General features: G+C 40.7%; 10 protein-coding genes and 2 pseudogenes. 8 read left to right on the top strand and 4 right to left on the bottom strand.

Translation table 11 applies throughout. The features are described from left to right. The first annotated feature begins 152 nt into the window (after positions 1-152). The 4 genes and pseudogenes from ftsY (at position 153) to rpoH (ending at position 4,685) form a co-directional block, all read left to right on the top strand. Positions 153-1,741 (top strand): annotated as a pseudogene (ftsY, locus tag P4S71_RS06660) (signal recognition particle-docking protein FtsY). Between the two features lie 85 nt (positions 1,742-1,826). Beyond that, a complete protein-coding gene (gene ftsE, locus P4S71_RS06655; protein ID WP_096793829.1) occupies positions 1,827-2,504 on the top strand; it encodes a cell division ATP-binding protein FtsE in 678 nt (225 codons plus the stop codon). Next, complete coding sequence (gene ftsX, locus P4S71_RS06650; RefSeq protein WP_007376031.1) at positions 2,501-3,487, top strand: permease-like cell division protein FtsX; 987 nt, start codon at positions 2,501-2,503, stop codon at positions 3,485-3,487. Before ftsE ends, ftsX begins: the two co-directional genes overlap by 4 nt. A gap of 334 nt (positions 3,488-3,821) precedes the next feature. Beyond that, positions 3,822-4,685 carry an RNA polymerase sigma factor RpoH gene (gene rpoH, locus P4S71_RS06645; RefSeq protein ID WP_337150341.1) on the top strand — a complete coding sequence of 288 codons (864 nt, stop codon included), beginning with the start codon at positions 3,822-3,824 and terminating at the stop codon, positions 4,683-4,685. 479 nt (positions 4,686-5,164) lie between these two features. Here the strand turns inward: rpoH and P4S71_RS06640 are convergent, their stop codons facing one another. The 4 genes and pseudogenes from P4S71_RS06640 to gpmM form a co-directional block, all read right to left on the bottom strand. Next, positions 5,165-5,932, bottom strand: a complete 768-nt coding sequence (locus tag P4S71_RS06640) for a divergent polysaccharide deacetylase family protein (RefSeq protein WP_373462520.1) — start codon at positions 5,930-5,932, stop codon at positions 5,165-5,167. A 66-nt stretch (positions 5,933-5,998) separates the two neighbouring features. After that, on the bottom strand, positions 5,999-7,231 hold the full coding sequence (locus P4S71_RS06635) for a S41 family peptidase (RefSeq protein WP_442961710.1): 1,233 nt from the start codon (positions 7,229-7,231) through the stop codon (positions 5,999-6,001). Between the two features lie 57 nt (positions 7,232-7,288). After that, positions 7,289-8,428 (bottom strand): annotated as a pseudogene (locus P4S71_RS06630) (murein hydrolase activator EnvC family protein). A 1-nt stretch (position 8,429) separates the two neighbouring features. Further along, entirely contained in the window at positions 8,430-9,974 is a 1,545-nt protein-coding gene (gpmM, locus tag P4S71_RS06625) for a 2,3-bisphosphoglycerate-independent phosphoglycerate mutase (protein WP_008136787.1), read from the bottom strand. A 264-nt stretch (positions 9,975-10,238) separates the two neighbouring features. Between gpmM and P4S71_RS06620 the strand changes: the two genes are divergently transcribed. Genes P4S71_RS06620 through gpsA form a run of 4 tightly spaced genes read left to right on the top strand, consistent with a single transcriptional unit; the run spans position 10,239 to position 12,490 of the window. Then, positions 10,239-10,670: a rhodanese-like domain-containing protein gene (locus P4S71_RS06620; RefSeq protein WP_007376037.1), complete on the top strand. Its 432-nt coding sequence runs from the start codon at positions 10,239-10,241 to the stop codon at positions 10,668-10,670. A 31-nt stretch (positions 10,671-10,701) separates the two neighbouring features. Beyond that, on the top strand, positions 10,702-10,959 hold the full coding sequence (gene grxC, locus P4S71_RS06615) for a glutaredoxin 3 (protein ID WP_002957783.1): 258 nt from the start codon (positions 10,702-10,704) through the stop codon (positions 10,957-10,959). Positions 10,960-10,993: 34 nt separating this feature from the next. After that, positions 10,994-11,479, top strand: a complete 486-nt coding sequence (secB, locus tag P4S71_RS06610) for a protein-export chaperone SecB (protein WP_007376038.1) — start codon at positions 10,994-10,996, stop codon at positions 11,477-11,479. A gap of 3 nt (positions 11,480-11,482) precedes the next feature. Next, positions 11,483-12,490: an NAD(P)H-dependent glycerol-3-phosphate dehydrogenase gene (gpsA, locus tag P4S71_RS06605; RefSeq protein WP_096793827.1), complete on the top strand. Its 1,008-nt coding sequence runs from the start codon at positions 11,483-11,485 to the stop codon at positions 12,488-12,490. Positions 12,491-12,497 lie beyond the last annotated feature (7 nt).

Here is a 12,497-nt window from a genome sequence, read left to right as displayed (position 1 = left end):
TAGAGCAAGAGCGCGCTGAAACTGAGAAGCACGATGCAGAGCAAGCTGAAAAGTTAGCGGTTGAACAAGCAAATGCTGAATTATTGGCAAAAGAACAAGCTGATGCCCACGCAAAACAATTAGAGCTGCAACAGCGTTTAGCCGAACAAGAAATGCAAATGCGCCTTGAGCAAGAGCGAATTGCGGCTGAAAAAGCTGAAACCGAGCGTTTAGAGCAAGCGCGTATTGCAGCAGAACAAGCAGAAAGCGATCGTCTAGAACAAGCGCGTGTTGAGGCTGAAAAAGCTGAAAGCGAGCGTTTAGAGCAAGCACGTATTGAGGCTGAAAAAGCTGAAATCGAGCGTTTAGAGCAAGCGCGTGTTGAGGCTGAAAAAGCTGAAACCGAGCGTTTAGAGCTGGCGCGTATTGCAGCAGAACAAGCAGAAAGCGATCGTCTAGAGCAAGAGCGTGTTGAGGCTGAAAAAGCTGAAACCGAGCGTTTAGAGCAAGCACGTATTGAGGCTGAAAAAGCTGAAAACGAGCGTTTAGAGCAGGCGCGTGTTGCGGCAGAACAAGCTGAAAGCGAGAGTCTAGAGCAAGCGCGTATTGAGGCTGAAAAAGCTGAAACCGAGCGTTTAGAGCTGGCGCGTGTTGCAGCTGAAAAAGTTGAAAACGATCGTCTAGAGCAAGCACGTGTTGCAGCTGAAAAAGCTGAAGCTGAACGTCTAGAACAAGAGAGTGTTGCGGCTGAAAAAGTTGAAAGTGAGCGTTTAGAGCAAGCGAGTATTGAGGCTGAAAAACTTAAAGCGGAGAAGGAAGATAAACCCAAAAAAGAAGGTTTTTTTCTCGCCTTAAAAAAGGCTTATTAAAAACTCGCGTTAATATTGGATCTGGATTTGCGTCTATATTTAGCGGCAAAAAAATTGATGACGATTTATTTGAAGAGCTGGAAACCCAGCTATTAACTGCCGATTTGGGCGTTGATACAACCATGAAGTTAATCGATCGATTAACAGATGGGGCTAATCGTAAACAGTTAAAAGATGGCGATGCACTTTACGAGCTAATGAAACAAGAAATGGCCACTATGCTTAAAACTGCAGAGCAGCCTTTAGTGATACCAACTGATAAAAAACCATTTGTAATACTGATGGTGGGTGTGAATGGTGTAGGTAAAACCACGACTATTGGTAAACTGGCTAAGCAATTTCAAAACGAAGGTAAGTCGGTTATGTTGGCTGCTGGTGATACGTTTAGAGCGGCTGCTGTTGAGCAACTTCAAGTATGGGGTGAGCGCAATAGTATTCCTGTTATTGCACAACACACCGGCGCTGATAGTGCTTCAGTTGTTTTTGACGCATTTCAAGCCGCGAAAGCTCGTAAAGTGGATGTATTAATCGCCGATACAGCTGGGCGCTTGCAAAATAAAGATAATTTAATGCAAGAGCTTGAAAAAATAGCGCGTGTAATGAAAAAAATTGCCCCTGATGCGCCGCATGAAGTGATGTTAACGATTGACGCAGGCACAGGGCAAAATGCGATTAGCCAAGTGAATTTGTTTAATCAGTGTGTAGGCTTAACTGGTATTACCCTTTCAAAACTTGATGGAACTGCAAAAGGTGGTGTTATTTTTGCGGTGGCTGATAAGTTTAATATTCCAATTCGTTATATTGGTGTTGGCGAAAGTATCGATGATTTACGTACTTTTAAGAGTGATGACTTTATTGATGCGTTATTTAGCCAAGATGAGGACGACGTTTAATTTACTAAGAGGGAGCTTGCTCCCTTTTTAATTGCGAGGAATACCAATTGCATTCGTGTTTATGATGAGGTTGGCATAATAAAAAATGATAAATTTTCAGCAAGTAAGTAAAACCTACCCAGGAGGGCATCGGGCCCTTGAAAAAGTTAATTTTCATATTAAGCCGGGCGAACTTGCATTTTTAACTGGTCACAGTGGTGCAGGTAAAAGTACGTTATTAAAGTTAATTAGCTTAATGGAGCGCCCATCTGCGGGTAACGTGTTTATCAACGGTGTTGATTTAAATAAGGTTAACTCGCGTCAAATTCCCTATGCCCGTCGTGACATTGGTATTATTTTTCAGAATCATCGCTTATTAGAGCGCCATACTGTATTTGATAATGTGGCATTGCCATTAATTATTGAGGGTACTCATCATAATCAAATTGCAAAGCGGGTTCATGGGGCGCTCGATAAAGTGGGCTTAATTGATAAAGTGAAATGCCACCCGTCTATGCTTTCTGGCGGCGAACAACAGCGCGTAGGTATTGCTCGCGCGATAGTTAACTCGCCACCAATTTTATTGGCCGATGAGCCAACAGGTAACCTTGACCCTGAACTTTCGATGGAAATTTTACGATTATTTGAAGATTTTAATAAACACGGTACAACCGTGCTTATTGCCACTCATGATTTAGGCTTGGTTGCGCGTATGAAATATAGAAGCTTAACTTTAAAAGACGGGCGAATGCTTCAAGACCCCTTAGCGCAGGAGGTTTTATGAGCTTACTATTTAAGGGGCGCCAAAATAAAAACGAAAAGCAAAAAAAATCTATATTAGCTGGCGGTTATTTTTTTATTATTAATATTTTTCGTCAAGGAATACACAGCCTTGGTGAAATGTGGCGTACGCCTTTAGCTTCGATGATGACAATTGCTGTACTAGGTTTGAGTTTAACGCTACCAGCAACACTTTATTTAGTGGTTAAAAATGTTCAACAAGTCAGTAGCGGGTTTGAAGAAGCAAGCGAAATATCTTTGTTTGTAAAAGAGACGATGAGCGAGCAACAAACACAAACTTTGGTGAAACGTTTAGCACTGTATCCCGAAGTTGAGAGTGTGGCATTTATTTCAAAGCAGCAAGCACTTACAGAGTTTAAAAGTGTCTCGGGGTTTGGGCAAGCATTAGAGTACTTAGATAGTAACCCACTTCCTGATGTTGTGTTGGTCACGCCAACTAAGCGTGATCGTCAGCCTAATGCAGCTAGAGCTCTTTTAACTAAGCTGGAAGCTGAGCGTGAGGTTGATTTTGGTAAGCTCGATATAGCATGGTTAGAGCGTTTAAATGCATTGTTGAGTTTGTTAAAAGAGAGTGTAATAACGATCACGCTACTGTTACTTACTTCAGTCACGCTTATTATTGGTAATACTATTCGTTTATCTATTATGGATAAAAAAGAAGAAATACAAGTAATGAAATTAGTTGGGGCTACTAATACATTTATTCATGCACCATTTTTATGGACCGGTATTTGGTATGGTGTTATCGGTGGGCTATTTGCTTTTATATCGGTTGCTTTAATGATGTGGTGGCTATCTTCTGCTGTTAGTAGTGTAGCGGGTGTTTACCAAACAAGTTTTTCGTTAATTGGTTTAACATTAAAAGAGTTTGGCCTGTTAGTTTTACTTGCAACAAGCTTGGGCTTTATTGGTTCGTATCTTTCTGTAAATCGATACATTAAAGAAATAGAACCCGATAAAGTATAATTCGAATCTATTAGTCGTTCGATGCTTATGTACCATATAAGTGAACTAACCCTGCTCGGTATGCGTATGCTATCGGGTTGGGTAGTACCTCCTTTATTAAAACTGTCATGTTTGTGTACTATTCTCCTCAAGGTAATAAGTTATAAATGAGGTGCTGCGATGAGGTGAACCTCTTGCATCCCTTTAATTCATCACTTATTCAGCCGCTTATAGTAGACTTAAATAACGCAAAAAAACCTCTTGATTTATGATTAAAAAAAGTTTTAAATTGGGGTTAGCACTCTTGGTTAAAGAGTGCTAAGATGGTTTCAAATGTTTATCACCGAGGTGAAAAATGAGTAAAGATTTATACGCAATGGCACTTACAGTCGGACAACAAAGCGCAAGCATGGACGGTTACCTTCAAGCGGTAAGCACTATTCCTATGCTTAAGGTTGAACAAGAACAAGAGCTTGCTAAAAGGCTTCAGGAAGAAGGCGATCTTAGTGCTGCCAAGCAACTCATTATGTCGCATTTACGCTTTGTAGCACATATTGCTAAAAGCTACTCGGGCTATGGTTTACCACAAGCAGACTTAATCCAAGAGGGCAATATAGGCCTGATGAAAGCGGTAAAGCGTTTCGACCCTACAGTGGGAGTTCGTTTAGTATCGTTTGCAGTTCATTGGATTAAAGCAGAAATTCATGAGTTTGTGCTTAAAAATTGGCGCATAGTTAAAGTTGCGACAACTAAAGCACAACGTAAATTGTTTTTTAATCTTCGCAAAAATAAAAAGCGTTTAGGTTGGTTTAACCAAGCAGAAGTTAGCACTGTTGCGAGCGAGTTAGGTGTGAGTGAAAATGAAGTTCGTGAAATGGAATCGCGTATGAGCGGCCAAGACATGGGCTTCGACTTGACAGGTGACGACGATGATAACGCACCAACAAGTACTTACTCTCCAGTACAATATTTAACGGATGGTGCAGCTGATCTGGCTGACGACGTTGAACAACAACAGTGGAAAGAGCAGGCGCATACGCGTTTATTTAGCGCACTTAAAACACTTGATGAACGCTCGCAAGATATTGTTAGCGCACGTTGGTTGTCTGATGATAAGGCGACTCTTCAAGAGCTGGCACAAAAGTACAGTGTATCAGCCGAACGTGTTCGTCAGCTTGAAAAAACAGCGATGAAAAAGTTACAAAGCGCTATGAGCTAAACACAGCTCAAGCAGCAAAATTTAAAAAGCCCTGCATGAAAATGCGGGGCTTTTTTGTTTACGGCCGTAAGCTTTCACCTGCCTAGTGCTAAAATTGATAACCGGCTCTACTTTAAATAAGTAACTGAGAATATCTATATATGTTTTTATGGCTGGTAAAATTATAATTAATGTAGTTAACGCGACAGCCCAAGGTTTACTAAACCACCATACTTTTGAAGTTTGAAAATAGTTGGGTGGGGCTTTTAATTTTTCTCTTTCAGAAATCATGGTAGGTGAAATCTCTATAACTTCAGCAACAATAAATTTTATTAAATGAAAATTACGTAGCTTGTTAATTGAAGCTTCAGAGTAAAAGCTTTGGCTATGGAGTTAATTGTTTGTATTTCTTTACCATGATTCAGAAAATAATCAGCAAGGAAAAAAATTAGTTATTTTTCATGTTTGCTATACATATAATTTCCTTATTAAAGTACATATCATCGAGCACTAACCCCTTTGCCCTCAGCCTGCGCCAACTGAATGTATTTACGCTCAACCAGCTGCGAAACCGGCACAAGTTCAAAGCCTTGATCTATTAACTGTGGTAACGCTTCACGTAAAAAATCAATAGTTTCAGGATAAGGGTGGGCGATAGCAATGGCAAAATTGTGATCGGTTGCTTGCTGTTTTAATTCATCAAACCTTAACTGCAATTGCTCGGGGGTGATAATGTTGTCTAAAAATACTTGGCGGCTAATATTAGCAACACCTAAAAAGTTTGCCGCATTTTGAGCTTGGCTTAAATCTGTGGTACGACTATCTAAAAAGTATAAATGGCGTTTTTTAAGCACTTCCATTGTCCATTTCATAGCTTGGCTTTGTTGTGTTAGTGCTGAGCCCATATGATTATTAACGCCCTTAACTTGTGGCAGACTAGCTAAGGCAGTGCCTAGAGTTTGCTGGAGCTGCTCTTTACTCATACTTAATGTAAGCGCGCCGGGGCCTAGTTTTTTCCCATTTAGCGCCTGCATGGGCACATGAAGTAATAGCTCTTTATTTGACTGACTCGCTAGCGAAGCAAAAGCTTGCGAATAGGGGGTGTGAGGCAAAATTGAATATGACAATTGCCCCGGTAAGGTTAAGAACTCTAAATCTCTTTGATGGTAGCCTATATCGTCAATTACGATTGCTATTTGCTTCGCTTTAACATCAAAAGAGACAAAGCAAGTGACTAATAAAAGCCACGTTATAATGCTTGCGTTAATATTTTTCAAATTTATAATTTTTATTATCTTATTAAGCTCAGTAAGTTGCTCTAAATAAAGCGAATGTTATTGCATACTGAGCAACTGTTTTGCTTTAACTAATTGTAAATCAGCCAAATTACTTGAAAGTAATTGCTGAGTACCTTTAGTCTGTTCGTTTTTTATTATAACGGCTTTATTGTTTTGTGAAAGGTTTGTTTGATTAATCGCCACATCGGGCGTTATTCCTACACCATCAATTGATTTACCTGAAGGCGTAAAGTATTTTGCTGTAGTCAGTTTTAAGGCTGTATTACCGTCACCTAATGGGATGAGAGATTGAACAGAGCCTTTACCGAATGACTGGCTTCCTACAATCTTTGCACGATTATTATCTTTTAAAGCAGCCGCTAAAATTTCAGCTGCTGAAGCCGAGTTTTCATTTATGAGTACCACAATTGGTGCACCTTTTAACACATCACCGTGCTTGGCGTAAAAGGCTTGATTTGCATCAAAAAAACGCCCCTTAGTGGTTACAATAGTGCCGCTTTGTAAAAACAGGTCTGATACTGCCACAGCACTTTTTAAGGTGCCACCAGGATTGTCGCGTAAATCGATGACCAGTCCTTTGAGTGGGTAACCATAGTGATTTTGCATGGCTGCAACTTGTATTGCTACCTCATGTAGTGTGTGATTGGAAAAGCTATTGATAGCTAAGTAGCCAGTGCCGGTATCTAAAAGCTGACTGGTTACACTTTCTAAATCTATTTGGGTGCGGGTAACATCAAAAGGTATATGGGTTTTATTTGTATTACGTTGCACTGTTAAGTGAATGCTTGCAAACTTACTGTCCCTTATTAAAGCAGCTACTTGGTCAATTGTAAGTGTTGCAACAGTATGGTTATTAATACTAATTATAATATCGTTAGGTAAAATCCCTGCATTTTTGGCCGGAGAGTTATTAACAACATCGATAATAGTCATTTGCTCGTCAATATTTTTAACTTCAATACCAAGACCTGTGTAACGACCGTTTGTGTTGTCAAATAATGCAGTGAGTTCATGCTCGTCGAGGTATTTAGAATAAGGATCGAGCTTTGAATATAAGCGTTCAAATTGATGATTGTTGTATTTTATATGCATGCTATTTTGTAATTCTAAGTCATCAACATAATAAGCATGAATATTAAATAAAATTTCGTCTATTTGTTGCCTCTTCAATTGTTTTACTGAGCTGGCAGAGGCGCTATTGATAAAGAAAATAAAGACAAGTAAACACAGGCTTAAAATGAAACCTGTGTTTTGTTTTTTTCGTAGAATGTCGTTGGGGTTTTGTTTTTCATCAGCTGCTCCAGAGCGGTGCAGCGGTTTATTCAATTAAATGCGTCTGCACCATTTTACAGGATTTACTGCGCGTCCTTTGTGGCGTATTTCAAAGTATAGACCAGAACTTGCTTGTCCGCCGCTTTGGCCAACTAAAGCTAAAGTTTCACCTTCTCTAACCATATCGCCAACATCTCTGAGGAGTGTCTGTGCATGGCCGTATAAACTCATAAAGCCTTCACCATGATCAACAACGATCACCCAGCCATAACCTTTTAGCCAATCGGCAAATACAACTTGGCCATTGTGCACGCTATTAACATTCACGCCTTCTTTTGCACCAATTAACACGCCTTTCCAATCAATACCGCCATGCTTACGCTGGCCAAAGGTGTGCTCTAACTTACCTCTGGTCGGCCAATTTAGTTTACCCTTACTTTTATTTAGGCCGAGTAATTCGATCTTTTGCGTTTTCTCTTTTTCAAGCTCTTCAATGGTTGTAATTAAAGTTTGTTGGTTTTCTTTTAAGGTAATTAATAGAGCTTTTGGTACTTGTGAGCTGAGCTTGTAAGTTTTTAAGATTTGCTTGGCGTTCACTTTGAGCGTTAAGCAAAGCAGTTTGACGCCTTTTTTGCTCGTCATGTAAAGCGATTAACCTTTGTTTTGTTTTAGCCAGCTCTATCTGATTAGAAGCTATTTCCTCTTGAAGGGCTTTTAGGTCTTCAATTTGCTCTATCCTGGCTTTATTTAAGTAATTGTAATAACTGAGAGTGCGCTCAAATTTTGCTGTGTCTTCTTGGTTCAAAATCATTTTAGAGTAGTCATCGCCGCCAGCCATATAGGCACTTTTTAATTGCGCGGCTAAAATGCGCTGAAATAGGGCGTGTTTTTGATCAAGTTGTTCTGCTTCTTGTTGTTGCAGTTTTTGCTGCTGTTGGTTTTTTTAACCGATTGCTCAGCCATATTAAGCGCTTTAGCATTTTTTGCTATGTTGAGCTCATGACTTTTGAGATTTTTTTGTAGTTTTGCTATTTTTTTTCGTTGTTCATTATATTGCGCTTGATTTTGTTCAAGCGCGTTTTGTACTTCGGATAAATCTTTTTTAGTGCGGTCTTCGTTAGCGACTGCAGGTGCAGCCGCTAACGAAGTAAGTATTAAGCCGCACTTAATTAACCGGTTAATACGTTTATTCATTTTATTTCAACATCATGATAGGCGTACCAGTCATTTCTCTTGGTTGCTCCATACCCATTAAGTGAAGCATTGTTGGGGCTACATCACTTAAGGCTTTACCTTGCATTGGCTCTGCATCGCGACCAACATAAATAAAATGCACCGGTTCGCTAGTGTGGGCGGTATGTGCTTGGCCTGTTTTGAGATCAGCCATTTGCTCAGCATTACCATGGTCAGCTGTTATTAACGCTTCACCACCAAACTCTTCTAGCGCATCAATAACACGTCCAATGCAGCTATCTACAGCTTCACAGGCTTTAACAGCAGCCTCAAATACACCAGAATGACCAACCATATCGCCGTTAGGGTAGTTGCAAATAATAGCATCGTATTTACCGCTTTTTATTGCAGCTACCAGCTTGTCGGTTAACATTTCTGAATTCATTTCTGGTTGTAAATCGTACGTTGCTACTTGCGGCGAAGGAATTAGTTCGCGTGTTTCGCCTTCAAATTCACTTTCGCGCCCGCCACTAAAGAAAAACGTAACGTGTGCGTACTTTTCGGTTTCAGAAATACGTAGTTGAGTTTTACCATTTTTTTCAAACCATTCACCTAAAACATTAACTAAAGGCGTAGGACCAAATGCCACTGGTGCGTTAATGTCGGCTGCGTATTCTGTCATCATTACAAAAGCACTAAGTTCAGGCGTTCTTTTTTTAGTAAACCCATCAAAATCAGGTTCAACAAATGCACGTGTAATTTCGCGGGCTCTATCTGCTCTAAAATTAGCAAATATAATAGTATCGCCATCATTTATTGTTGCTGGTGTCGCGCCTGCAGGGGTAATTGTGGTGGCAGCTACAAATTCGTCGTTTTCGTCGCGCTCATATGCAGCTTCAAGTGCTATTACGCCGTTATCGTAATTAAAATCGCCCTCGGCAAGAGTCATTACGTTATAGGCTTTCTCTACACGATTCCAGCGATTATCTCGGTCCATGGCGTAGTAACGGCCAATTAATGAAGCCAAACGACCGCATTTAAGCTCGCTAAATAATGCTTCAATACGTTCAATAGACGCTTTAGCGCTACGTGGTGGTGTGTCACGGCCATCTAAAAAGGCGTGAAAATAGACTTCTTTAGCACCACGTTTAGCAGCAAGTTCAATACTTGCAACGATATGATCTTCGTGGCTGTGCACACCGCCGGGGCTCAATAGGCCCATAATATGAACGGCTTTACCTGCTTTCACAGCTTTATCTATATTTTCAACAAGTGCAGGTGTTGAATCAAATTCGCCATCATTAATGGCTTTGGTGATACGAGTAAAGTCTTGATAAACGACGCGTCCAGCCCCTAAGTTTACATGGCCAACTTCAGAGTTGCCCATTTGCCCATCAGGAAGACCAACATCAAAGCCCGAAGCTGAAATTAATGTATGAGGGCGTGTAGCCCATAAGTTGTCTAGTACTGGCGTGTTTGCCGCCAAAATAGCATTACTTTGCTCATCTTCGCGATACCCCCAACCGTCTAAAATCATTAATACCAGTGGTTTTTTATGTTCTGTCATAGTCACTCCTGAAAGTTAGCACCTGTTTGGCTTTAGCATACCGTGTTTTGTAACTAGGGTCAGCATGCAAAGCCGCATATTAATTTTTTTCACTCTGCTGAAAAACGTAAACACACACTTAGATAAGGTATATATGGGGCGTTTTATGTACTTTTAAACAACGTCTAAACTCGCATTTTAAGTTGGTTTGGGTATACTTGCGTGGCTAAAGTCTAAAATATCTAAAACACTACGTTTTAGGATGTAATTTATAGTGGAAGTCGAATGGATCAATATATTGAATTTATCACCAATCACCCAATTTTAAGCCTTGCTTGGGTGGGTATTGTATTTCTTATTGTTAGTGGCTGGATAAAAAGTAAGTTTTCAGCTGTTCGTCAAATAAATCCTCAGCAGCTTACGTTACTTATTAACCGTGATGACGGTCAAGTAATCGATATACGTGCGCAAAAAGAGTTTAATGCAGGGCGTATTTCTGGTGCTGAGCACTTAAGCCCAGAGAATGCGAAAAAATCTGACTTTTCAAGCCTTGAAAAGTACAAGACTAAACCCATTATAGTTGTATGTACTACAGGTATGACTGCCCAAGGTACTGCAGCCGCTATGAGTAAAGCTGGTTTTGAACGAGTTTACTTATTAGCCGGTGGCATGGGTGCGTGGCAATCTGCTAGCTTACCAACTACAACAGGTCGCTAATCAGTTTAGCTAGGCCGATAGAGGATTTATTATGAGTAATGTTGTTTTATACACCAAGGCGTATTGTCCATTTTGTCAGCGTGCTCTTTCGCTTTTAAACAGCAAAGGCGTTGAATACACAAATTATGATATTGGTGTACAGCCTGAGCTACGCGATGAAATGATTGCCAAAGCAGGTGGTGCAAGCACAGTACCGCAAATTTTTATTAATGATGAACATATCGGTGGCTGCGACGACATGATGGCTATTGAAGCGCAAGGTAAACTTGACGCCAAGCTAAACGCTTAATTTAATTATAATAACGAACAAGTTAGGAATAACAATGAACGAAGAAACTCAAAACGTAGCAGCTGCAGAAGCCGGCGCACAATTTACTATTCAGCGTATTTACACTAAAGATGTGTCTTTTGAAACGCCAAACTCTCCGGCCATCTTTCAAAAAGAATGGACGCCAGAAGTTAAGTTAGATTTAGATACACGTTCTAACAAGTTAGATGAGGGTGTATTTGAAGTTGTTTTGGCATTGACAGTAACAGCTTCGCTTGGTGAAGAAACTGCGTTTTTATGTGAAATTCAACAAGCGGGTATTTTTACTATTGCTGATGTTGAAGAAGTGCAACTTGCACATATGCTAGGTGCATTTTGCCCTAACGTGTTATTTCCATATGCACGTGAGGCTGTATCAAACCTTGTTAACCGTGGTACATTCCCACAGCTTAATCTTGCGCCAGTAAATTTTGATGCGTTATTTGCACAGTACATGCAACAACGTACTGCGCCAGCTGACCAGGTTACAGCAGACGCATAACTTATGAGTACAGCAACTACAGCTGTTACTGTATTAGGGGCGGGGTCTTACGGCACCGCCCTTGCTATTTGTTTAGCCCGAAATGGTCACAACGTGACACTTTGGGGAAGAAATAGCGACGACGTTGCCACGCTTGCAGCTGAGCGGAAAAATCAACGTTACTTACCAGATGCCCCTTTTCCTGACACCCTTACTCTTGAAGCTAACTTACAACGTGCCGTTGCTAGCAGCGCTATTGTACTTGTTGTTGTGCCAAGCCATGCTTTTGGCGATACACTTGCGCAAATCAAACCAGCATTACAAAAAGGCGCTAAAGTAGCATGGGCTACCAAAGGGCTTGAGCCTAATACTGGGCGCTTGTTGCAAGAAGTTGCACTGCAAGAATTGGGAGATGATATTCCACTTGCGGTACTTTCGGGTCCTACATTTGCAAAAGAAATGGCGATGGGTTCACCTACGGCTATTTCTGTGTCTTCTACGTCGCCTGAATTTGCCCAGCAGCTTGCGGATTTACTTCATTGTGGTCGCTCATTCCGAGTGTATAACAATGATGACTTTATTGGCATTCAACTTGGTGGTGCGGTTAAAAATGTAATTGCAATTGGTGCCGGTATTTCGGATGGCGTAGGCTTTGGTGCAAATGCACGTACCGCGCTCATAACGAGAGGACTTGCCGAACTTACTCGTCTAGGTTGTGCTCTTGGCGCCAAGCCAGAAACCTTTATGGGAATGGCTGGCCTTGGTGATTTAATACTAACCTGTACAGATAACCAATCACGTAATCGTCGATTTGGTTTAGCGCTGGGTAAAGGCGAAAGTGTAGATGCTGCTATTAAGTCAATTGGCCAAGTTGTTGAAGGCTTTAGAAATACTAAAGAAGTGTATTTGTTAGCGCAGCGCACTGGTGTGGAAATGCCAATTACTGAACAAATTTATAAAGTTCTTTATGAAAATAAAGACATGAAAGATGCAGCTATGGCGCTATTAGGCCGAGAGCAAAAGTCGGAATAAAAAATAA

Origin of the sequence: Pseudoalteromonas sp. B62, from assembly GCF_037162565.1 — a bacterium.
Classification (GTDB): Bacteria; Pseudomonadota; Gammaproteobacteria; order Enterobacterales; family Alteromonadaceae; genus Pseudoalteromonas; species Pseudoalteromonas fuliginea.
The sequence above is the reverse complement of the archived record's forward strand: the minus strand, read 5'-3'. Positions and strand labels throughout refer to the sequence as shown.